Annotated in this window: 19 protein-coding genes and 1 pseudogene; 10 read left to right on the forward strand and 10 right to left on the reverse strand. The window is 33.5% G+C overall.

Annotation, left to right across the window (positions count from 1 at the left end; all coding sequences use genetic code 11):
- Window positions 1-197: 197 nt before the first annotated feature.
- Entirely contained in the window at window positions 198-1,430 is a 1,233-nt protein-coding gene (locus tag BUE10_RS17700; protein WP_073487228.1) for an aminotransferase class I/II-fold pyridoxal phosphate-dependent enzyme, read from the reverse strand.
- Between the two features lie 360 nt (window positions 1,431-1,790).
- On the opposite strand from BUE10_RS17700, the gene BUE10_RS17705 reads away from it, so the two are divergent.
- From BUE10_RS17705 to BUE10_RS17725, 5 genes and pseudogenes are all read left to right on the forward strand, one after another.
- On the forward strand, window positions 1,791-2,249 hold the full coding sequence (locus BUE10_RS17705) for an Lrp/AsnC family transcriptional regulator (protein WP_073487230.1): 459 nt from the start codon (window positions 1,791-1,793) through the stop codon (window positions 2,247-2,249).
- Window positions 2,250-2,563: 314 nt separating this feature from the next.
- Window positions 2,564-2,809: a hypothetical protein gene (locus BUE10_RS17710; RefSeq protein WP_073487231.1), complete on the forward strand. Its 246-nt coding sequence runs from the start codon at window positions 2,564-2,566 to the stop codon at window positions 2,807-2,809.
- Between the two features lie 89 nt (window positions 2,810-2,898).
- Window positions 2,899-3,093 (forward strand): annotated as a pseudogene (locus BUE10_RS24285) (type II toxin-antitoxin system RelE/ParE family toxin); the annotation flags it as partial.
- A 422-nt stretch (window positions 3,094-3,515) separates the two neighbouring features.
- A complete protein-coding gene (lpdA, locus tag BUE10_RS17720) occupies window positions 3,516-4,919 on the forward strand; it encodes a dihydrolipoyl dehydrogenase (RefSeq protein WP_073487233.1) in 1,404 nt (467 codons plus the stop codon).
- Window positions 4,920-5,082: 163 nt separating this feature from the next.
- Complete coding sequence (locus tag BUE10_RS17725; RefSeq protein ID WP_073487235.1) at window positions 5,083-5,625, forward strand: lipocalin family protein; 543 nt, start codon at window positions 5,083-5,085, stop codon at window positions 5,623-5,625.
- 54 nt (window positions 5,626-5,679) lie between these two features.
- Here the strand turns inward: BUE10_RS17725 and BUE10_RS17730 are convergent, their stop codons facing one another.
- Window positions 5,680-6,054: a DoxX family membrane protein gene (locus BUE10_RS17730; protein WP_073487237.1), complete on the reverse strand. Its 375-nt coding sequence runs from the start codon at window positions 6,052-6,054 to the stop codon at window positions 5,680-5,682.
- Window positions 6,055-6,263: 209 nt separating this feature from the next.
- Complete coding sequence (locus BUE10_RS17735) at window positions 6,264-7,157, reverse strand: DUF4349 domain-containing protein (RefSeq protein ID WP_073487239.1); 894 nt, start codon at window positions 7,155-7,157, stop codon at window positions 6,264-6,266.
- Window positions 7,158-7,340: 183 nt separating this feature from the next.
- Between BUE10_RS17735 and BUE10_RS17740 the strand changes: the two genes are divergently transcribed.
- The 3 genes from BUE10_RS17740 (at window position 7,341) to BUE10_RS17750 (ending at window position 12,308) form a co-directional block, all read left to right on the forward strand.
- A complete protein-coding gene (locus BUE10_RS17740) occupies window positions 7,341-8,627 on the forward strand; it encodes an anthranilate synthase component I family protein (protein WP_073487241.1) in 1,287 nt (428 codons plus the stop codon).
- 283 nt (window positions 8,628-8,910) lie between these two features.
- Window positions 8,911-10,221 (forward strand): tRNA lysidine(34) synthetase TilS, encoded by a 1,311-nt coding sequence (gene tilS, locus BUE10_RS17745; RefSeq protein WP_073487242.1) that lies wholly within the window; start codon window positions 8,911-8,913, stop codon window positions 10,219-10,221.
- Window positions 10,221-12,308 (forward strand): protein-disulfide reductase DsbD family protein, encoded by a 2,088-nt coding sequence (locus BUE10_RS17750; protein WP_177178052.1) that lies wholly within the window; start codon window positions 10,221-10,223, stop codon window positions 12,306-12,308. Before tilS ends, BUE10_RS17750 begins: the two co-directional genes overlap by 1 nt.
- A 340-nt stretch (window positions 12,309-12,648) precedes the next feature.
- On the opposite strand, the gene BUE10_RS17755 is transcribed toward BUE10_RS17750, so the two are convergent.
- Entirely contained in the window at window positions 12,649-13,965 is a 1,317-nt protein-coding gene (locus BUE10_RS17755) for an ammonium transporter (protein WP_073487244.1), read from the reverse strand.
- A gap of 316 nt (window positions 13,966-14,281) precedes the next feature.
- On the opposite strand from BUE10_RS17755, the gene BUE10_RS17760 reads away from it, so the two are divergent.
- Complete coding sequence (locus BUE10_RS17760; RefSeq protein ID WP_073487245.1) at window positions 14,282-15,256, forward strand: Gfo/Idh/MocA family protein; 975 nt, start codon at window positions 14,282-14,284, stop codon at window positions 15,254-15,256.
- Window positions 15,257-15,274: 18 nt separating this feature from the next.
- Here BUE10_RS17760 and BUE10_RS17765 read toward each other — a convergent pair whose 3' ends face one another.
- Window positions 15,275-15,691, reverse strand: a complete 417-nt coding sequence (locus BUE10_RS17765) for a hypothetical protein (protein ID WP_073487247.1) — start codon at window positions 15,689-15,691, stop codon at window positions 15,275-15,277.
- Window positions 15,692-15,782: 91 nt separating this feature from the next.
- Between BUE10_RS17765 and BUE10_RS17770 the strand changes: the two genes are divergently transcribed.
- Entirely contained in the window at window positions 15,783-17,318 is a 1,536-nt protein-coding gene (locus BUE10_RS17770) for a YifB family Mg chelatase-like AAA ATPase (protein WP_073487249.1), read from the forward strand.
- A 132-nt stretch (window positions 17,319-17,450) separates the two neighbouring features.
- Here BUE10_RS17770 and abc-f read toward each other — a convergent pair whose 3' ends face one another.
- The 5 genes from abc-f to BUE10_RS17795 form a co-directional block, all read right to left on the reverse strand.
- On the reverse strand, window positions 17,451-19,040 hold the full coding sequence (gene abc-f, locus BUE10_RS17775) for a ribosomal protection-like ABC-F family protein (RefSeq protein WP_073487250.1): 1,590 nt from the start codon (window positions 19,038-19,040) through the stop codon (window positions 17,451-17,453).
- A 152-nt stretch (window positions 19,041-19,192) separates the two neighbouring features.
- A complete protein-coding gene (locus BUE10_RS17780) occupies window positions 19,193-19,561 on the reverse strand; it encodes a nuclear transport factor 2 family protein (RefSeq protein ID WP_073487252.1) in 369 nt (122 codons plus the stop codon).
- A gap of 35 nt (window positions 19,562-19,596) precedes the next feature.
- The gene (locus BUE10_RS17785; protein WP_073487254.1) at window positions 19,597-20,034 is read right to left on the reverse strand and encodes a hypothetical protein; all 438 of its coding nucleotides are present in this window, start codon (window positions 20,032-20,034) and stop codon (window positions 19,597-19,599) included.
- A gap of 49 nt (window positions 20,035-20,083) precedes the next feature.
- Window positions 20,084-20,770, reverse strand: coding sequence for a GNAT family N-acetyltransferase (locus tag BUE10_RS17790; protein WP_073487255.1), 687 nt, complete (start codon window positions 20,768-20,770; stop codon window positions 20,084-20,086).
- Window position 20,771: 1 nt separating this feature from the next.
- Window positions 20,772-21,641, reverse strand: coding sequence for an alpha/beta hydrolase (locus tag BUE10_RS17795; protein ID WP_073487257.1), 870 nt, complete (start codon window positions 21,639-21,641; stop codon window positions 20,772-20,774).
- Window positions 21,642-21,659: the final 18 nt, after the last annotated feature.

The raw sequence follows: 21,659 nt of genomic DNA on the forward strand, positions 1-21,659 counted from the left end.
AGATTAAAAGGATTAAAAGGATTTTTTAAGCGTTGCGTAAATAATTTTTCACGCAGATTTCAAAAGATTTAAGCAGATAATTGCAGATTTATTTGTTACAAATTTTAAATAAAATCTGCTAAAATCAGCAGAATCTGCGTGAAAAAATCTTTTTAATCCTTTAAATCTGTGGCAAAAAGAAATCAGCGTAAGACCCGTTAAACCTGTAAAACCCGTGGGCTGGAAAATTCCAAAATCCCAAGCTCAACCATACATTGCTTCATCATTTCATAAGTACGATCAATATCATTATCCAAACCAATAGAAAAACGAATCAAACCATCTGTCAATCCCATTTCGTGTTGTTCTTCTAACGGAATTTCACTAGAAGTTGAGGTTCCCGGCGCGCTGAATAAAGTTTTATAAAAACCTAAACTTACCGCTAAATAACCCAAATTTCGGGCTTGCATCAATTCCATTAATTCATTCGCTTTCTCCAAAGTACCAACATCAATCGTCATCATTCCCCCAAAACCATATTCCGGATTAATCATAGTTTTGTACAATTCATGACTCGGATGACTTTTTAATCCCGGATAAACCGTTTTTAAACCATCTTTCTCGAATTTATCAGCCAAAACATGCGCGTTATGACTGTGCTGCTTAATTCGGATATGAAGCGTACGAAGATTTTTCATCACACTTGCCGAACGTAAACTATCCATTGTTGGTCCCAAAAGCATACTCGCCCCAGAGTTTACATTTTTCAACGAATTAATAAATTCTTTCGATGCACAAGTTACACCGCCAACCGTATCGCTGCTTCCGTTAATGTATTTCGTCAAACTGTGAATCACAATATCAGCACCCAATTTCGCAGGAGAAACCGATAATGGCGAAAAAGTATTATCGACAACCAATTTCAAATTATGTCTTTTAGCAATTTTAGCCAAACCAGCAATATCAGCAACCTCTAATAGCGGATTACTAACTGTTTCGCAATACAAAACTTTTGTATTTGGCGTAATTGCAGCTTCTACAACGTCAAGTTTAGTAATGTCCACAAAGCTCGTTTCAATCCCAAATCTTGGTGTAAAGTTTTTAAGGAAAGCATAAGTTCCGCCATAAATAGTTCGGCTCGAAACGATGTGATCGCCCGCACTGCATAATTGCAATAGAGTAGGCGTAATCGCTCCCATTCCTGAAGCCGAAACATTTGCTGTTTCTGTTCCTTCCATCACTGCCAAAGCCTGATCTAAATACAAATTACTTGGCGACGAATGACGTGAATACAAATAACAGCCTTCCATATTTCCTTCGAAAGTGTCAAACATAGTTTTCGCCGAAAGAAAAGTATAAGTCGAAGAATCAGAAATCGACGGATTTACACCGCCAAATTCACCAAAGTACTGCAAATCCTGAATTTTATCTGCTGGGTTAAAGTCTTTCATATAGTTAGTTTTTGTTTTGTTTCAAGTTTCAGGTTTCAAGTTGTTTGAACCTAGTGTTGATTTTTAGGAGCTATTCCTGCTATCCGTTCCAATCTTTTGTGCCGAACCCCGGCCACAAAAGGATTTTTACTTCTATCAGGGCTAGGGCTCTCGTTTTCAAAAGAAATTCTATTCAAAATAAGATCTAATTAGAATATTAATCAATTATAAAGTATATAATTAGATTTTAAAACTATAAAAATGTATTTATATGGATTTTTAATCTAATTTTGATATAGAAAATGTATTTAAATAGATTTTCTTTCATTTCAGTAATAACTATGAGGATGAGATTGCTTCGTTCCTCGCAATGACACAAACATGACTTTAGACGAAATCGATAAAAAACTCCTGGTTTTACTGCAAACCGACAGTAAAAAAACAAACAAAGAATTGTCTTTAAAACTAAATCTTTCGGTAACTGCGGTTTATGAAAGAATCAAAAAACTTGAACGCGAAGGCATAATTAAAAACTACGTAGCCTTAGTCGATAAATCTAAAATTGAAAAAGGATTTGTAGTTTTCTGCCATTTAAAATTAATTCAGCATACTAAAGAATTTTTAACCAAATTTGAAAGTGAAGTAATCAAGCTCAACGAAGTTTTAGAATGCCATCACGTAAGCGGCGATTATGATTATATTCTGAAAGTCTTAGTAAAAGATATGGAAGCTTACAGGGAATTTTTAGTGACTAAACTCACTTCGCTGCAACACATTGGAAGTACGCAGAGTATGTTTATGATTAGTGAAGTAAAGAACTCGACGGTGATTTCTTTTTAAGGAGGTACAAAGGTTCAGAGAGGCAAAGGTTCAAAGTTTTTTTGTAGAGACGCACAGCAGTGCGTCTAACATCCTGTTTGTCATTTCTGTAAAGGTTAGATATTTCCAATCTTTGTCGACTCACTAGTGCGATTTCTCCTTTCAGTCGAAATGACATACTTTGTAAAAAAAACTTTGCGACTCTGCGTCTTTGCGAGATTTAAAAACAAAACTTTATGTAAATCTTTGTGAACTTTTCGGCTAAATTCATAAACTAGAAACGTTAACAAAATTCAAAGCTAAAAAGGTTTAAATTTGAATTAAATACAAGTGAAATGGAAACGAAAGAATTAAGACGTAAGCTTATAAAGGATTTTGGAAGATTCATTGAAGACGATTCTAAATTAGAAATTTTAGAAAGTGTTTTTGATGCTATAAATCATGATGAAAAGAAATCAATTGTTTCCGATTCTCATTACAATTTAGTTGCCGAAGAGAGAGAAAAATATCTTTCAAATGAAAAAGAAGCAAGTTCTTGGGAAGAAGTAGAACAACGCTTGAATGCTAAATATGGTTTTTAAAATCAAAATTTTACCCTTAGCAGAAAATGAAATTGATGAATCTATTGAATTAATTCTATGAAAGTAGAAGTAAAGGTTTAGGAAAACAATTTCTAACTTATTTAAAATCACACCTACAAGTTTTAAAAACTCATCCGGAATTATTTGAAATAAAGAAAGAACCAGGGTATCGGGAACTAACTTTGGTAAAATTTCCTTTCGTTATTATATATGAAATTATTAACGATGAAGTTATAATTTATTCTGTTTTTCATACTTCAAGAAATCCTGAAAGGAAGCCTTAGGTAGAAAGTACAAAGTTACAGAGAGACAAAGGTTCAAAGGTTTGTTTAAAGGGGCTGAGGTTCTGAGTTGCTAAGGTTCTACGTTTTTATTTTAATTGCCTCCAGCTTTAGCTGGAGGAATGAAATTTAATAGAAAAAGGCTTTAGCCAAATCTACTACAGTTTGGCTAAAGCCTTTTTCAACTTTCACAATATTTGCCATCCAGCTAAAGCTGGACGCAATTCATTTAACAAAAAAACTTTGCGACTTCGCGTCTTTATGAGACTAAAAAAAATAAAAACTTAGCGAACCTTTGCGCAAATCTTAGCGCTCTTTGCGGTAAAACCACAACCCAAAATTTCACGCAAAAAACATTGAAAATTAAACTTCAAACAGAACTTTATTCCTTAATTTTGTAACCGCTAAAATAAAAACAAAATACTATGAGTTCATTTGACGTAGTCATTATAGGTTCAGGTCCTGGCGGATATGTATCAGCAATTCGTTGCGCACAATTAGGTTTCAAAACTGCAATTGTAGAAAAATATAATTCATTAGGCGGAACTTGCCTTAACGTAGGTTGTATTCCTTCAAAAGCATTATTATCTTCTTCTCATCATTATGCTGAAATTGCTCATTTCGCAGATCACGGAATCGAGGTTTCTGGAGATGTAAAAATCAATTTAGAGAAAATGATCGCGCGCAAACAAGCCGTTGTAGATCAAACCGTAGGTGGAATTAACTACTTAATGGAAAAAAATAAAATTACTGTTTTCAATGGTTTAGGTTCTTTCGTAGACGCAACACACATTGCAGTTGCAAAAGCTGACGGAACATCGGAAACTATTGAAGCAAAATATACTGTAATCGCTACAGGATCAAAACCATCTTCTTTACCATTCATTAAAATTGATAAAGAAAGAATCATTACTTCTACTGAAGCTTTGGCTTTAAAAGAAGTTCCAAAACACTTAGTAATTATTGGTGGAGGAGTTATCGGAATCGAGCTTGGACAAGTTTATCTTCGTTTAGGAGCTCAGGTTTCTGTAGTGGAATTCATGGACAGAATCATTCCTGGAATGGACGGTTCTCTTTCAAAAGAATTAACTAAAGTATTGAAAAAACAAGGAATGAAATTCTACGTTTCTCACAAAGTAAAATCAGTAGAAAGAAACGGCGACGCTGTTACCGTTCAGGCTGAAAATGCAAAAGGAGAAACAATCACTCTTGAAGGAGATTATTCATTAGTTTCTGTTGGTCGTCGTCCTTACACAGACGGATTAAACGCTGACAAAGCCGGAGTGAAAATTTCAGACAGAGGACAAGTTGAAGTAAACGACCATTTACAAACCAGCGTTCCTAATATTTATGCAATTGGTGATGTTGTTCGTGGAGCAATGTTGGCACACAAAGCAGAGGAAGAAGGAACTATGGTTGCTGAAATCTTAGCAGGTCAAAAACCACACATCGATTATAACTTAATTCCTGGTGTAGTTTACACTTGGCCAGAAGTTGCTGCAGTTGGTCAAACTGAGGAGCAATTGAAAGCTGCAGGTGTTGCTTACAAATCTGGAAGTTTTCCTTTTAAAGCGTTAGGACGTGCAAGAGCAAGTGCTGATTTAGACGGATTTGTAAAAATCCTTGCTGACGAAAAAACAGATGAGGTTTTAGGAGTTCACATGATTGGAGCGCGTACAGCTGATTTAATTGCTGAAGCGGTTACTGCAATGGAATTTAAAGCTTCTGCTGAGGATATTTCAAGAATGAGCCATGCGCATCCAACTTTCGCGGAAGCGGTAAAAGAAGCAGCATTGGCAGCTACAGAAAATAGAGCTTTACACGTATAATTTTTACGTAAAATCATATTTAAAACCCGTCAGGAATCATTCCTGACGGGTTTTTATTTTAAAGCAAATTTTAATACCTGAAAAAATATAAACTTGAAGAAAAATTTTGTAAATTAGATGTGTAATTCAGATGGTATCTTTATGATAATAAAAAGATTACATCATGAAAAACAAATATATTGCTCCGGTACTATTAGGAGCAGGAATTGCATTCGTTCTTTATTCTTGTGGTTCAACTATTCCTAAAAAAGCAGTTGCCGTTATCAATTTTGATAAAGCAAAGTATTTAGGAAAATGGTTTGAGATCGCACGATTAGATTACAAATGGGAAAGAAACTTAGATAATGTTACCGCCGAATATTCTCTTAACGATAACGGTACCATTAGAGTCGATAATAAGGGCTATGATGTCAAAAAAGACAGATGGGAACAGAGCATCGGGAAAGCCAGGTTTGTCAAAAAAGACAATGTTGGTATGCTCAAGGTCTCATTTTTTGGTCCTTTTTATTCAGGATATAATATTATTGCCGTAGACAGCGATTACAAATATGCACTTGTAGCAGGCGAGAGCCTAAAATACATGTGGATACTTTCCAGAGAAACTACAATGCCAGAAAGCATTAAAGCAGATTTTTTAATCAAAGCCCAGGAAATAGGATATAACATATCAGACTTGGTTTGGGTAAAGCACGATAAAACAAATTAAATAAAAAACCCGGCATTAAATGTCGGGTTTTATTTGTTTTTATACTTTACAAACTCAAGGAGTAAATACAGTTTTATAATTATCCCAATATCTGTAAATCAAAAATAAATTAGCTAGAAAAAGCAACGCAGCAATTGGCAGTCCTTCTGGCGTTAAAAAATAATTGATAAATAAAATATTGATCGTAATTGGTAAAATCAAAATATTTGCCAAAGTCACAAAACGACCTGTTACAAATGAAAGACCACAAAGCAATTCAACTGTTTTTGCAAGGGGAAGCAAATAAGTTGAAGCAACTAAACCCATACTAAAAGCCTTAAAATTACCTGTTGTTTCTGGTTCCGGCGCAAGTTTAAAAAAGAACGAAATAGAAGCAAACAGCAAAAGAAGGCCGATCAAAACGCGGACAATAATAGTAGCAATTTTCATAATACTTAGAATTTTTAATAGGTTAAAATGATATAATTAGTGTGCTGATAATTCAAATCAATATTCTTCAAATAAAATAAAAATCTATTTTAAGCTTTATTTTATTGAGAATTTAACAATCAATAATATTCTATTTTGGGATTAGTTTAATGCTATATCAAATATAACGAATTTTTTATTATGAAATTGTTGTTTTATTAACACTTTTCTTATTTTTTATAATATTTTTTGTAAAGAAAGAATCCGCTGATTATCAGTAATATAATTGGCCAAAGATTAACAAAGAAAACTAATATTGCCTGTAAAATGTACCACCCGCTTTTTAAAGCATCAATAATCTGAATACCTAAATTAGGTTTATACGCAGTACTGTCTTTTTCACCCGCTGTTATTTCTTGTTTGATGGTTTCATTTTGGTAAAGCTGTAAAGTAATGGTACTGAAATTAATTTGATCCTGCATCGATAAATTCTCAATAATGCGATTATCGTTTTCTTCTTTTTGATTGGCCAATGCATTTTCAGCATCCATAACATCGTTTATTTTTTTACCTTTAGAATCAATCGCTTTTTCGACTCTTTTTTCGTTTACAGCGCCTCTTTTTTGCGAAAGCTGATTAGCAAGTAATTTTATGGAAACATCATCGGCCTTTATAATTCTATAATCTAAAAAGTCAATTTGTTTGGCAATAGTCTTAATAATAGTATCGAGTTTTGTATTAGGAACACGAATGGTAATATTATTTTCTACAGAATATTTAGTAGTTTCAAGTGTACTGTCCTGGCTTATTTTAGTTTTAATTTGATCGTGAATGTTGCTTTGCAAGTTGGTATAAGTAACAAAACCTCCAAATTTTTGAACAGCATTTTCAATTGCATAGGTAGATTTGACGACATTTTTAACTTTGAATTTAATATCAGCAGTTCGAATAAATTTCTGTTTGCTGTCTTTTTGTTCGACGGCTGCAGAAGATGAAATTGCAGTAGTATCTGCGGCCATTTTAGAATCTGCTAATTCCCCAGAATCGTAATCTGCTTTTTTGCAGGAAAATAATAAAGTAATAATAGTTAAGGCGGTCAAACCTAATTTTGCAGTTGTTTTCATAAAGGTTTAAAAATTTGATTAATAAATAAAATAATTGGCTGATATTAATTCAGCTTATTTGTTAAAATGTTTGTGAATTAATATAAAATCGATGTACTAAAAAGCGTGCCAATAATTTTTATGGAATCTTTTATTGAAGGTCTTTTTTTGTTGTAATTTTGAAATTTAAAAATCCATTCATTTTTGAGAGTTTCTATTACCAAGTATATTTCAAACCCAGAGCAGTTTAAACAACAGCTTTTAACCTGGGTACAGCAATTTCGTGAAGTCATTTTTTTAGACAGTAATTCCTATCCGCAGCACTATTCAAGTTTTGATTGTTTACTGGCTGTAGATGCTTTTACATCATTAAAAACTGATTTTCACAATGCTTTTGATGACTTAAAGCAATACCAGCAAACCACAAAAGACTGGCTGTTTGGCTATTTATCTTATGATTTAAAAAATGATATTGAAGACTTAAAATCCAATAATTTTGACGGATTAGAATTTCCGGATTTATTCTTTTTTCAACCCAAAAAAATATTTGTATTGAAAGGAAATCAGCTTGAAATTCAATATTTACTGCTTTGTGATGATGAGGTTGAAGATGATTTTAATGAGATAGTCGAAAGTCAAAAGTCGAAAGTTGAAAGTGTTGCATCTTTAAAAATTGAGCAGCGTATTTCCAGAGATTTATATATTGAAAAAGTAACTAAAATGCTCGAACATATTCATAAAGGTGATATGTATGAAGCAAACTTTTGTATGGAATTTTTTGCTGAAAATGCTGTAATTAATCCGTTAGAAAAATTTGAGAAACTGAATGAAATTTCACAAGCACCATTTTCAGTTTTCTTCAAAAATCACAAACAATATTTACTTTCTGCCTCACCAGAACGTTATCTGAAAAAAGTAGGAGATAAAATTATTTCTCAGCCCATAAAAGGAACTTCAAAACGATCTTTAGATTTGGCAGAAGATCAAAAATCAAAAGAATTCCTCGAATCTGACGCAAAAGAACGTGCCGAAAATATCATGATTACAGATTTAGTCCGAAATGATTTATCGCATACGGCACAAAAAGGTTCTGTTGAAGTTACAGAGCTTTGCAAAATCTATTCTTTTTTGCAGGTTCATCAAATGATTTCGACCATAACATCAAAATTAGATCCTCAATATTCTCCGGTAGATGTTTTAAAAACAACTTTCCCGATGGGAAGTATGACGGGTGCGCCAAAGATTTCGGTTATGAAAATCATCGAAAATCTGGAAGAAACCAAACGCGGACTTTACAGCGGCGCAGTTGGCTATTTTACACCCGAAGGTGATTTTGATTTCAATGTCGTTATTCGAAGTATCTTATACAATCAGGAAAAACAATACGCTTCATTTTCAGTAGGAAGCGCCATAACATCCCTTTCAATTCCCGAAAAAGAATACGAAGAATGTCTGCTGAAAGCTAAAGCAATGCATGAAGTTTTACAGTAAAGATGGTTTGCCACGAATTATACTAATTTCCACTAATTTTTTTCTTCAATTTGATGTAAAAAATATAGCCACAGATTTAAAGGATTAAAAAGATTTTTTTGTTTCACGCAGATTTTGCAGATTTAATTTAACATTTAGAAATAAATAAAATCTGTGTAAATCTTTTTAATCTGTGGCAAAAAAAATAATTCGTGAAAATTTGTGTAATTCGTGGCAAATAAAAAAATCACTGCTTAACATTTCATTTAAAAATAGATAAAATTTAATTTGTTACTTTTATCAAATGCTTTCAAAATTCCAAAACCATATCACATCCAGATTTCCATTTTTAGCCGAGAAAAAGCTTTTTCTCGCTGTTAGCGGGGGCTTAGACAGTATGGTTTTATTGCATTTGCTGCAACAATTGCCGTATGAAATTGCCGTTTTGCATTGTAATTTTCAGCTTCGCGGCTTAGAAAGTTTCGGCGATCAGAGTTTTATTCAGGAATATTGCGATCAAAATAATATTCCCGTTTTTATAACGCAGTTTGATACCGAAGCATTTGCAAAAGATTATAAACTTTCGACTCAGGTTGCGGCGCGAGAACTTCGTTACAGCTGGTTTTATGAACTTCTGGAAGAAAAAAACTTCGATTATATCTTAACAGCGCATCATGCAGATGATAATCTGGAGACCTTTATTATTAATCTAACCCGCGGAACTGGATTAGAAGGATTAACCGGAATTCCAGAAGAAAACGATAAAATAATACGTCCGCTTTTGCCATTTTCAAGAGAAGAAATCCTGAAATACGCCGAAGAAAATAATATCGAATGGAGAGAAGACAGCAGTAATGCTTCAAATAAATATTTGCGAAATAAAATTCGTCACGATTTAGTTCCTATTCTAAAAGAAATCAATCCCAATTTTTTAAACGCATTTCAAAAAACACAATCGTATTTGCAGGAATCGCAGGTTATGGTTGAAGATGCGTCGATTATGATTTATCAGCAAGTTGCAAAAGAAGTCGGTGACGATATTCATTTCGATTTGAATCAATTGAAAAAACTTCCAAATTATAAATCCTATTTGTACCAATGGCTGAATGAGTTTGGTTTTTCGGCCTGGAATGATGTTTATGATTTAGTCGAAGGACAATCTGGAAAACAAGTTCTTTCTTCAGCATTTCGATTATTGAAAAATAGAGAAACTTTGATTTTAAGCCCGGTTTCAGAAATATCAGAAAAAGAAGAATTTGAAATTGCTGCAAACGATACAGAAGTTAATTTTCCCTTAAATTTGAAGCTTTGTCAGGTAGACGACATTACAATAGATTCAAATAAAGCTATCTTTGTGGACGCCGAAAAAATCCAGTTTCCTTTGATTTTACGTAGATGGAATGAGGGAGATGTTTTTCAGCCTTTTGGAATGCATGGAAAGTCTAAAAAAGTAAGCAAGCTTTTTAAAGATGAAAAATTATCGCTGATCGAAAAGGAAAAAACATGGATTTTAGCGTCTGATAATCAAATAGTCTGGGTCGTTGGAATCAGGCAGGATGAACGTTTTAAAATAAAAAAGACCACAAATAAAATACTTAAAATAGAATTGCAATAATGAACTTTAATCAAAACCATCAAACGATACTTTCTAGGAGTATCTGGAATAAAATCACTGTTTTTTTTCTGTTTTTCTTTTTTGCTTTGGCAAGTAATGCCCAAATTTTAGAGCCGGTAAAATGGACTTCTAAAATTGAAAAAAAAGGAAATAATGCAGTTTTAATTTTCGACGGAACGATCGAAAAAGACTGGCATATGTATTCGCAATTCACTCCGGAAGGCGGACCGCTTGCGTTAGAAATTGCCTTTAAAAACCAAAAAGGAAACTACGAATTAGTGGGTAAAGCAAAAGAAGGTAAAACCAGAACTGCTTTTAATGACGTTTTTGGTGTAAATGAAACTTTTTTTGAAGGAAAAGCACATATCGAGCAGGAAATAAAAATCATTAACCCGAATTTAAAAACGGTTGATGTTGATTTTGATTTTCAGGTTTGTAAAGAAGTTTGTATCAATTCAAATAAGAAATTTTCTATTTCAGTTCCTTCAACCTTTAAAATGGATGAAGTTCCGGTTATTGCACCAGCACAATTAGACGAAACTAAAAGAACCGGTTTAGCAATAGATACAGTTAAAAAAGAAGCAGAAGTAACGAAAGCTGAAACCGTAAAAGCAGAAACTGAAAAAGCGGTAAAAGAAGAAATTCCTGCTCCGGCACCAGCCAGAAGTTTATGGTCCATCTTTTTTATTGCATTCTTATCAGGATTTGCAGCCTTGCTGACACCTTGCGTATTCCCAATGATTCCTATGACGGTAAGTTTCTTTACGAAACAAAGTAAAAGCAGGGCAAAAGGAATTAGAAATGCTATTATTTACGGACTTTCGATTATTGCTATTTATGTGATTTTGGGTCTTATTGTTACCAAAATATTTGGTGCCGATGCTTTAAATGCATTGTCTACAGATGTTTGGTTTAACTTGATTTTCTTCGTTATCTTAATCATTTTTGCTACTTCGTTTTTGGGAGCTTTTGAAATTATGCTTCCAAATTCTTGGGCAAATAAAGCAGATCAGCAGGCAGATAAAGGTGGAATTGTTGGAATTTTGTTTATGGCTTTGGCTCTTGCAATTGTATCATTTTCATGTACAGGGCCAATTGTTGGAACTTTATTGGTTGAAGCGGCTTCAAACGGGGGAATTGCCCCGGTTGTGGGAATGTTAGGATTTTCATCGGCATTAGCCTTACCATTTATGTTGTTTGCTATGTTCCCAGGCTGGTTAAATTCATTACCAAAATCTGGCGGATGGTTAAACACCGTAAAAGTGGTTTTAGGATTTTTAGAATTGGCTTTAGCATTTAAATTTTTATCAAATGCCGATTTAGTTTTACAATTGCATTTCTTAGAAAGAGAAGTTTTCATCGCAATCTGGATCGCTATTTTCGCAGCCTTGACTTTATATTTATTCGGAAAAATTACCCTGCCTCACGATAGTCCGTTACAGCATATTTCTGTTGGAAGATTGTATTTAGGATTACTTACATTAGTATTTACAATGTATTTAATTCCTGGACTTTGGGGAGCACCTTTAAAATTAATCAGCGCATTTCCGCCGCCGCCGCAATACAGCGAAAGTCCGTTTGGAGTAGGAGGATCTGGTAATTCAGGTTTGAGTACTGATGTAAAAGGACTTCCAGAAGGTGCAGAATTAGGCCCGCATGGCATTATGGTTTTCCATGATTACGAAGATGGATTAGCTTATGCAAAAGAAATCCATAAACCAATTATGCTTGATTTTACAGGTTATGCCTGTGTAAACTGCAGAAAAATGGAAAATAACGTTTGGTCTGAACCAACGATTTTACCAATCTTAAAAAATGATGTTGTTTTAATTTCTCTTTATGTGGATGACAAACGCGAATTGCCAAAAGAGGAACAATTTGTAACCGCTGCAGGAGATAAAATCATTACAGTTGGCGACAAATGGACAGATTTTATGATCTCTAAATATAAAACCAATACACAGCCTTTATATGTTATTACAGACTTAGAAGGAAACAATCTGCATACTTCTAAACCAACAATTAGCTATGTAAGTGCTGCAGAATATTTAAATTGGTTAAAAGAAGGAATTGCTAATTTTAAATAAGTTCTTTTGAGTTATGAGTTATGAGTTAAGAGATATTCTAATTCTAAATAACTAGCGATTCAAAATATCGACACCTTCAAAAACATAGCCCGTGGTTTCAACCACGGGTACGCATAGAAAAAAAATAGAATAGAAATCTGATGTTGATTGTGCTCCAGTGGTTGAAACCACTGGCTATGTTTAAGCAGTTTGTGTTAGATTTTTAAAGATCAATACACATTATAATCTAAAATCTACACTCTAAAATCTAAAATATTCAAAAGGTTAATTCAAACAAAAAAGCACTCTATATTATTTAGAGTGCTTTTTTTATCAGCAAGTAGTATATAAAAATTATTTTCTATAAGAATTCTCCGTGTTGAGAGATATCTAAACCTAATTCTTCTTTTTCTTCAGTAACTCTTAGAGGAGTAATTTTATTTACAATGAAGAATAAAATATAAGAACCTACGAAAGCGAAGATTGAAACAATAACTAAAGCAGTTAATTGGTTGATGAACAAAGTTGGAGTTCCGAAGATTAAACCTTGGTTATCACCAACAACCGGATTAATAGCTTTTGAAGCAAAAACTCCAGTTAATAACATACCTACCATACCACCAACACCGTGACAAGCAAATACATCAAGAGCATCGTCGATTTTTCCTTTAGGAAATTTGCTTACTACAAGGTTACTTACAATTGCAGCAAATAAACCAATGAAGATTGCGTGAGAAATGCTAACGAAACCAGCAGCAGGAGTAATAGCAACAAGACCTACAACAGCTCCGATACAAGCTCCAAGTGCAGATAATTTGTGTCCTAAAATTTTATCAAGGAAAACCCAAGCCATTGCAGCAGCAGCAGCAGCAACTGTAGTTGTTCCTAAAGCCTGTACAGCTAAACCATTTGATCCTAATGCAGATCCTGCATTGAAACCAAACCATCCAAACCATAGTAAACCTGTTCCTAATAATACATATGTAATTCTCGCAGGGTTAACTTTTTGAATTTTTCTTTTTCCTAAAAAGATTGCTCCAGCTAATGCAGCCCAACCAGCACTCATGTGTACTACAGTTCCACCAGCGAAGTCAAGAACTCCCATTTTAAAGAAAACTCCATCAGGATGCCAAGTCATGTGAGCCAAAGGAGAATATATAAATATGATAAATAAAACCATGAATAACAAATAAGCCCAGAAACGTACACGTTCTGCAAAAGCACCTGTGATTAACGCAGGAGTAATGATGGCGAATTTGGCCTGAAATAATGCGAATAACATAAACGGAATCGTTGGTGCAAGGCTCCATGCTGTGTTTGTTCCAACACCTTCAAAGAATAAATTAGTAGATGGATTTCCGATGATTCCTCCAATTGTAGGACCAAAAGCTAATCCAAAAGCAACAACAACCCATAAAATTGTAACAATTACCATTGCCATAAAACTTTGAAGCATAGTACTGATAACGTTTTTCTTACCTACCATACCTCCGTAGAAAAATCCTAATCCTGGAGTCATTAACAATACAAAAGCAGTTGCAACGATCATCCAAGCCGTATCTCCCGTATCAAACTTTACAGCTTCTGCCGGAATTGGGTTATCGGCAATGATGAAATTCGATATAAAGGTTAGTACCAAAATAGTGATAAGAATCACACTTAAAATAATTTTTCGCATAGTTATTTAGTTTTAAAATTTTTGATAAAAGTATAAAATGATTTAATACCCCCTAATAAAATAGAGTCCAATGTTTAATTTTTGTTAATTTTTAAATTTAACCCCCTCAATTTTGAATGTATTTGTTAAAACAGACTTAAAATTTACATTTTAGCAGCATTTTTTTTCACTTAAATTTCAAACCGAATATTTTTCCTATTTTTTTAATACACTTTTTTGAGTTAAACTTGTTGTTTGTTATCTAAAAATATCTAATTTTATTTATTGTTGAATTATATTTAATGTTTTTAACACTTTTTATAATTAAAATTTAAGAATGAAAAACCAAAAAATAAAGTGGGGAATAATTGGTTTGGGAAACATTGCACATCAATTTGCTACAGACTTATTATTGATAGAAGAAGCAGAATTGCTTGCGGTAGCCTCTCGGGATATTTTGAAAGCAGATGAATTTGCCACAAAATACAATGCCGCAAAAGCATACGACTCTTATGAAGCACTTTTTGCAGATCAGGAAGTTGATATTGTATATATAGCAACGCCTCACGATTCGCACGCTGAATTGTCTATAAAAGCAATCGAAAGTGGTAAACATGTTTTATGCGAAAAACCAATTGCGCTTTCGTATAAAGATGCCGAACGTATGATTGAGGCTTCTAAAAAACATAATAAGTTTTTTATGGAAGCTTTTTGGACACGATTTATTCCGGCTGTTCAGGAAGTTTTGGCAAAAATTGAAAGTGGAATTATAGGCGAAGCAAATTACATAAAAGCCGATTTTGCTTTTATAGGAAATGATGTAGAAGGAAGCCGACTTTTTGATAAAAACCGCGGCGGCGGCTCATTATTTGATATTGGCGTTTATCCATTATTTCTCTCCTATATAGTGTTTGGAATTCCGAAAGAGATAATCGCAAAAGCTGTTTATCATAAAAACGGAATTGATTTACAGGCTTCCATGATTTTACAATATGAAAAAGCACAATCCATTTTAAATTCTTCTATAGTTTCAGAATCTGATATGAAAGCTTTGATTAGCGGAACACAAGGCCGAATTGAATTAAATTCGCCGTGGTTTGTGGCTGATGGATATTCTGTTTTTAATGGGGAACAAGAATCAGTTTATAGTTTACCGACTATTGGGAAAGGTTATGCTCATGAAATTTTGGAATGCAATGATTGTATTTTAAATAATCAAATTGAAAGTAAGCTTTGGTCACATCAAAATAGTTTGGATTTGAGTAAGATTGTTGAGGAGATTAAAACACAAATCGGATTAAATTTTTTTTAGCTTGATTGAATTAATACATTAAAGATGATATCCAAAACCTACATATTCGATTTGTTTTTCAGCAAAATATTTTTTGTATATTAGAACTTCTTCATAAATATTTTTTAAATCTTCTTTTAGAATTGTTTTATCTAAATACCAGATATTATTGCCAAAATTGTCTATCCATCTTATAATATTGTTGTCGTGAAAAACCTGAATGCCTTCAGTTCGGCCGCTGCATTCAGGAAGACCGCAATTACAAGAAAAAATAAAATAGTTTCCGTCAGATTCCAGACTTTTAAGAAAGACAGGAATATCAATTATCTCTTCGTCTTTATATGGTTTTACTCCATTAATAGTAATCTCAAGATCTCCCTGCATCCAAATGTCTAAATGCATTTGTACGGCAGTAACATTTAGTTCTAGTAAAATTTTATCTGTGGATGAAATCATGGGCGAGTGTTAAAAGTAGTAAAATATTTACAAATATAAAGTTTTTTCTTTCCGAATTAAATACTTTTACTTTTCAATAATAGATCAGTGTATGTTAGTAAAAGTTTACGGAAGTGCCGTTTTTGGAGTGGAAGCAACAACGATTACGATCGAGGTTCATATGGATAAAGGGATTGGTTATCATTTAGTTGGTCTTCCGGATAATGCCATAAAAGAAAGCAGTTACCGAATCGCGGCAGCCCTCAAAAATAATAATTTAAGTTTTCCCGGGAAAAAAATTACCATAAATATGGCACCCGCCGACCTTCGAAAAGAAGGTTCTGCTTATGATTTGCCTCTTGCAATGGGAATTTTGGTTGGTTCAGATCAGATAAAAGCTCCAGAAATAGAACAGTACGTTATTATGGGGGAACTTTCTCTTGACGGAAGTTTACAGCCTATTCGCGGCGCTTTACCAATAGCCATAAAAGCAAAAGAAGAAGGTTATAAAGGTTTTTTTCTGCCTATACAAAATGTAAAAGAAGCTGCAATTGTTGCCGGTTTAGATGTTTACGGCGTTTCGAACCTGCAAGAAGTAATTGATTTTTTCGCAGGAAAAGGAAAACTTGAACCAACAGTAATTGATACAAGAGCTGAATTTTACAAAACCTTAGATTTTCCTGAATTTGATTTCTCAGACGTTCGCGGTCAAGAAAGTATAAAACGCTGTATGGAAATTGCCGCAGCCGGCGGACATAATATTATTTTAATTGGCCCGCCCGGAGCCGGAAAAACAATGCTAGCAAAACGTGTTCCCAGTATTTTACCGCCAATGACGCTGCGCGAAGCACTTGAAACGACTAAAATTCATAGCGTTGCCGGAAAATTAAAAGAAGTTGGGTTGATGAATCAGCGTCCGTTTAGAAGTCCGCATCATACAATTTCAAATGTGGCGCTGGTTGGCGGAGGAAGTTATCCGCAGCCGGGAGAAATCTCGATGGCGCACAACGGCGTTTTGTTTTTAGATGAATTGCCGGAATTTAAGCGAGATGTTTTAGAAGTAATGCGTCAGCCGCTTGAAGATCGTGAAGTTACAATTTCACGCGCTAAATTTACGGTAACTTATCCGTCATCATTTATGCTTGTGGCGAGTATGAACCCAAGTCCGAGTGGATTTTTTAATGATCCAAGTATGCCGAATACTTCATCGCCGCACGAAATGCAGCGTTATATGAGTAAAATTTCAGGCCCGCTTTTAGACCGAATCGATATTCATATTGAAGTTACTCCGGTTCCGTTTGATAAACTGGCAGACGACCGCAAAGCCGAAAGCAGTGTAGAAATTCGTAAACGTGTAACCGCAGCACGTGAAATTCAAACGCAGCGTTTTGCAGACATAGAAAATATCCATTACAACGCTCAAATGAGCAGCAAATTAATCCGTGAGTTTTGTGCCTTAGACGAACAATCAAAAGAACTTTTAAAAAATGCCATGGAACGTTTAAACCTTTCTGCAAGAGCGTATGACAGAATTTTGAAAGTTGCCAGAACTATTGCGGATTTAGATAATGCTCCGGTTGTAATTTCGCAGCATATTGCCGAAGCGATTCAATATAGAAGTTTGGATCGTGAGGGATGGCTTGGATGATTTTAGATTTATGGTTTTAGATTTTAGATTGTAATACTTTGAGGTGAAAACTTTGTCAAAGTTTCAAACTTTGACAAAGTTCTGCGCAATCATGTCATTCCGAGAGAGGAATGACAAATTATGCGTTTAATTTCAATTCAACTCAATAAAATCCTCAATATGTATTTCCTCTAAAAAATGAGCATCATGCGAAACCACAATTAAAGTTCCTTTATACTCATTAATTGCAGCCGTCAGGATTTCGATATTTTGAATATCAAGATTATTTGTTGGTTCATCGAGAATGATAATATCAGGAGCTTGATTATTAATCGTTAAACAGCAAAGCATCAAACGCATTTTTTCTCCTCCGCTTAAAGCGAAACAAGGTTTGTTCCAGTCATTTTGCGAAAACAGAAATTTATTCAATTTCATTTTTATATCATGTTCCTGTAAACCCGAAACATTAAATTTTTGGGTTTGTTCATAAACCGAAATTTGATTTTCAATAAGCGAATAATCTTGATCGATGTAAATTGTTTTCGAATCGGTTTTGTAGACAGTTCCAGTTTTGGGCTTTAATTCGTCCATGATTATTTTTATCAAAGTCGTTTTTCCAGAGCCATTTAAACCTTTCAAGGCAATACGCTGACCACTTACAATTTGAAAACTAAGCGGATTTTTCCACAACATTTGATTTTCATAACTATGATTAATTTCAGTCGCTGTAAAAAGTATTTTCCCTTTATGAAGATTGGTTTTGTCTAAGCCAAATTTCATTTGATCAATATCATGTAAAGCCGAACGTAATTCTTGTAAATCTTTTGAGATTCCGCCAATTTTTTCAGCATGAACACCTTTTGTTTTTGCTGTACTATTTTCGGCATTGTTTCGTAAAGTATTCATCATAATTCTTGAAACTCCGGCTTTCTTTTGCTTTTTTTCACCACGGGAATCCAGTTTATTTTGGCGTTCCAGCGTTTCACGCTCTTTTTCTTTCGCTTTGCGCAAAGCCTTTTCTTTACTCTGAATATCCTGACTCAAAGCGTTGTTTTCGATTTGCTTTTGCTCTGCATAAAAATCATAATTACCGCCGTAAACTGTAATTCCGTGTTTTGATAATTCGTAAACAGAATTTAGCAAATTCAGTAGTTTTCGATCGTGGCTTACTATAATTAAAGTTGAAGAAGTGCTTTTTATAAATCCATATAATAATTCTCTTCCCGAAATATCCAAATGATTACTCGGCTCATCAAGCAAAACAAGTTCTGGTTCATGAATAGAAATTCCGGCCAGGAAAACTTTTGTTTTTTGTCCGCCGCTTAATGTTTCTAGTTTTTGATCTAAACTTAAATCCTGCAGCTGCCAGTATTGCAAGGCTTCATTACAGCGATCTTCAATTGTCCAGTCATCATTTAAAATGTTGAGATTTTTTTCAGAAACATTTCCGTTAAGAATTTCGTGCAATGCATTTAGTTTATCTTCAACATGCAAAGCCTCAGCAATTGTAAGATGATTAAACTGCCCAAATATCTGCGGCAGATAATAAGGTTTAGAATCGGTTTTTAATAACCCGTCGGCAGGCTGTAATTCGCCTGCAATAATTTTTAATAATGTTGATTTTCCAACACCGTTATTGCCAATTAAAGCAATCTTTTCGTGATGATTAACTGTAAAAGTAATTGTATCAAACAACAAATCTTTGTTTGAATGCAGGTATGAGATATTCTGTAAAATAACCATAATTTCTTTCTTTAAGGAATAAACAAATGAGCAAGCCGTTTTGTAGCTTACCTTAAAATTGTCCGAAAGAAATTTTTATTCACATAGAGTTTGTGCGGTTTATTTAGTTTTGCAAAGATATAAAAAATATTTTTTAAGATTTGAATCTCAGATTATTCAAATTTTAAATGGGCATTTTTAGACATTAAATAGGAGGTAAGTTTTTTAATTTTTCCATTTTCCATTTCAAAAACATCGCAAAAAACGGCATCGAGTTTATTTCCGTTTTTCATGTTTCCCTGAACGGCGCCTTCGGCAATTACGATATCATTTTCTTCAATTAATTTTATAATCTGAATCGTTGGACTGCCTACAAAATTGTCATTTTCAATTTCTTTATCAAATGCTTCTTTACCCGCATGCTGATAAATTCCAGGTATTTCCCAAATTACATCATCTGTAAGACAAGCAAGAACTCTGTCATGATCGCTTACTCTAAAAGCGGCGATATATTCGTTTACGGTTTGTTTATTTGGTGTCATGATTAAAATTTTAAACTAACTTAAGAATATTATTTTTAAGATTTAATTCCTAAGAACCGTTTCATTGTTTTTAGTTTTTCTGATTCTAAGCTAGTTAAATTAGTTTTTTCCAATTCAGAAAAAACCTGTTTAACGCTTTCAATTCCATAATTATCTTTCATCCAGAAAGGTAATTCTTCAACACTTTTATTCCAGTTTTTTAATGTTCGACTAAGGATTGAAGCTGCGCTTTCTTCTGTTTTTGGATTTAATTTTTTCAGAATTATTCCGGCATATTTTTGATCGGTATAAACAGAATCAACTCTGTTTTCATCTTCAAAAACCTGAATGATACCTTCAATAATTATTTCATCGCTAACCTTTGGTAAAATTTGAATCAATTGACGAATGCGTAAATCTCCAACTTGATTTATTTTATCAACGGAATTAAAAAGTTCATTTTTTAAATCTTCAGGTGTAGTTGGAAACTTCATTTTAAGACCTTGATTTTTAGTCGAAAATACTAATTAAAATTTAATGGCTTTACAAATTTTTAGAAATATTCCAGAAACTCATCTTTCTTCGGGTAACAAAACCTAATTTTTCATAGAGTTTGACGGCTCCTGTATTACTTTCAACAACATGCAAAAACGGAATTTTACCTTCATCAAAAATATTATTCACAACGTGAGAAGTCAGCTGTTTAGCGTAACCTTTTCCGGTGTGATCCGGATGCGTAATAATAGCGCTGACTTCTGTGAAATTGTTCATTTTCATACGTTCGCCCGCAATTGAAACTAATTTTCCATTATTGAAAATTCCGTAATAATTACCTAATAAAGATGTCTCGGGTTTAAAATATCCAGGCTGAACTAAATTTACTAAATCGAATAATTCTGCTGAATGTTCTTCATTCAGTTTAATAATTTCATTATCAAATGTTATTTGAATTTTTTCACGAATAATCATTTGAAGACAAACCAGTTCTTTTACAATTTTTAAAGTGTCGGCGATTTTAGGTTTTTCGCCAACAATAAAAAAGTTTTCGCATAATGAAGCATATTTTTCTACTGATTCTAAAGTACTCTCAAGCTCAAAAAATCCTCCAAACGGACAATAATTTGGATTGTAAAATTTGGTTCCGTTATAGTCAATAGCAAATTTGTCATGGCTTTCAGATAGTGAATTCCAAACAGGATTATCTAATTTATTTTCTTCTGTAACCTCCATTTTATTCTTTGTTTTGCGGATAAAAGAATTTAAAAGAATTCGAAACTGCCGGATGTAAAATTGTACCGTGGTTTTCTGCAGGGAAATAATCAAAATAACTTTTGATGTTTTTGCTTTTTGATGCCTTTATTTTTTCGGCCAATAAATTAGCATCGACTTCCATAACTCTCGGAATTTGGGTTGGTGCAAGCCCTTCCTTACCTACAGCAATGTAAATCTCTGTTTGCTGATTGAAATTCTCCTGAAAAATTTCAGAATCCAGATTTAAAATAGAACCATTGTCCCACCATAAACTTGGGCTTACAATTACATATTTATTAAAAAGAGAAGGTTTTTTGAATAAAATTTCGGTTTCCAGTAATCCGCCTAAAGATTGACCAATAATCGTTTTAGAATTGTTTGTTTTGTATTTTTTATCAATAAAAGGCTGTAATTCTTTTTCGATAAAAGCAATAAATTTATCTGAATGTCCGGTTGTTGGAAATCGGCTTTTATCCTTTTCAACAGTTGTAGGGAAAGTAAAATCCCTTCTTCTGTCGACAGTTGCAATACCCACAACAATCGACTTTGGAACCTGATTGATCCATTCAAAACTATTAAACTGAACTAAACCCGAAATATGAATAAAGTCTTCATCGGCAGAACCATCCAATAAATAAATAACGGGATATTTTTCCTGATCTTTAGGATTATAACCTTCAGGAAGGTAAATGTTTAAAATTCTATTTTCGCCTAATTCCTTAGATTGAATTTCATCTATAACACCTAAAACAAAAGGTTTAGTAGTTTCTGTAGTTTTAGATTTGCTGTTTTGGCTGAAAATTAGTGTTGAGGAAAGAAATAAAAAAGTGAGGGTAAAAAATTGGTTCATTATGAAAGCAAAAATGAT

Source organism: Flavobacterium sp. CF108, from assembly GCF_900129795.1.
Taxonomy (GTDB): Bacteria; Bacteroidota; Bacteroidia; order Flavobacteriales; family Flavobacteriaceae; genus Flavobacterium.

Coding starts and splice junctions, on each gene's coding strand:
- BUE10_RS17785 (WP_073487254.1), bottom strand. CDS start 20,034: ATGAAGTTTCCAACTACACCTGAAGATTTAAAAAATGAACTTTTTAAT.
- lpdA (WP_073487233.1), top strand. CDS start 3,516: ATGAGTTCATTTGACGTAGTCATTATAGGTTCAGGTCCTGGCGGATAT.
- BUE10_RS17700 (WP_073487228.1), bottom strand. CDS start 1,430: ATGAAAGACTTTAACCCAGCAGATAAAATTCAGGATTTGCAGTACTTT.
- BUE10_RS17790 (WP_073487255.1), bottom strand. CDS start 20,770: ATGGAGGTTACAGAAGAAAATAAATTAGATAATCCTGTTTGGAATTCA.
- BUE10_RS17795 (WP_073487257.1), bottom strand. CDS start 21,641: ATGAACCAATTTTTTACCCTCACTTTTTTATTTCTTTCCTCAACACTA.
- BUE10_RS17750 (WP_177178052.1), top strand. CDS start 10,221: ATGAACTTTAATCAAAACCATCAAACGATACTTTCTAGGAGTATCTGG.
- abc-f (WP_073487250.1), bottom strand. CDS start 19,040: ATGGTTATTTTACAGAATATCTCATACCTGCATTCAAACAAAGATTTG.
- BUE10_RS17780 (WP_073487252.1), bottom strand. CDS start 19,561: ATGACACCAAATAAACAAACCGTAAACGAATATATCGCCGCTTTTAGA.
- BUE10_RS17735 (WP_073487239.1), bottom strand. CDS start 7,157: ATGAAAACAACTGCAAAATTAGGTTTGACCGCCTTAACTATTATTACT.
- BUE10_RS17755 (WP_073487244.1), bottom strand. CDS start 13,965: ATGCGAAAAATTATTTTAAGTGTGATTCTTATCACTATTTTGGTACTA.
- BUE10_RS17770 (WP_073487249.1), top strand. CDS start 15,783: ATGTTAGTAAAAGTTTACGGAAGTGCCGTTTTTGGAGTGGAAGCAACA.
- BUE10_RS17730 (WP_073487237.1), bottom strand. CDS start 6,054: ATGAAAATTGCTACTATTATTGTCCGCGTTTTGATCGGCCTTCTTTTG.
- BUE10_RS17760 (WP_073487245.1), top strand. CDS start 14,282: ATGAAAAACCAAAAAATAAAGTGGGGAATAATTGGTTTGGGAAACATT.
- BUE10_RS17725 (WP_073487235.1), top strand. CDS start 5,083: ATGAAAAACAAATATATTGCTCCGGTACTATTAGGAGCAGGAATTGCA.
- tilS (WP_073487242.1), top strand. CDS start 8,911: ATGCTTTCAAAATTCCAAAACCATATCACATCCAGATTTCCATTTTTA.
- BUE10_RS17705 (WP_073487230.1), top strand. CDS start 1,791: ATGACTTTAGACGAAATCGATAAAAAACTCCTGGTTTTACTGCAAACC.
- BUE10_RS17765 (WP_073487247.1), bottom strand. CDS start 15,691: ATGATTTCATCCACAGATAAAATTTTACTAGAACTAAATGTTACTGCC.
- BUE10_RS17710 (WP_073487231.1), top strand. CDS start 2,564: ATGGAAACGAAAGAATTAAGACGTAAGCTTATAAAGGATTTTGGAAGA.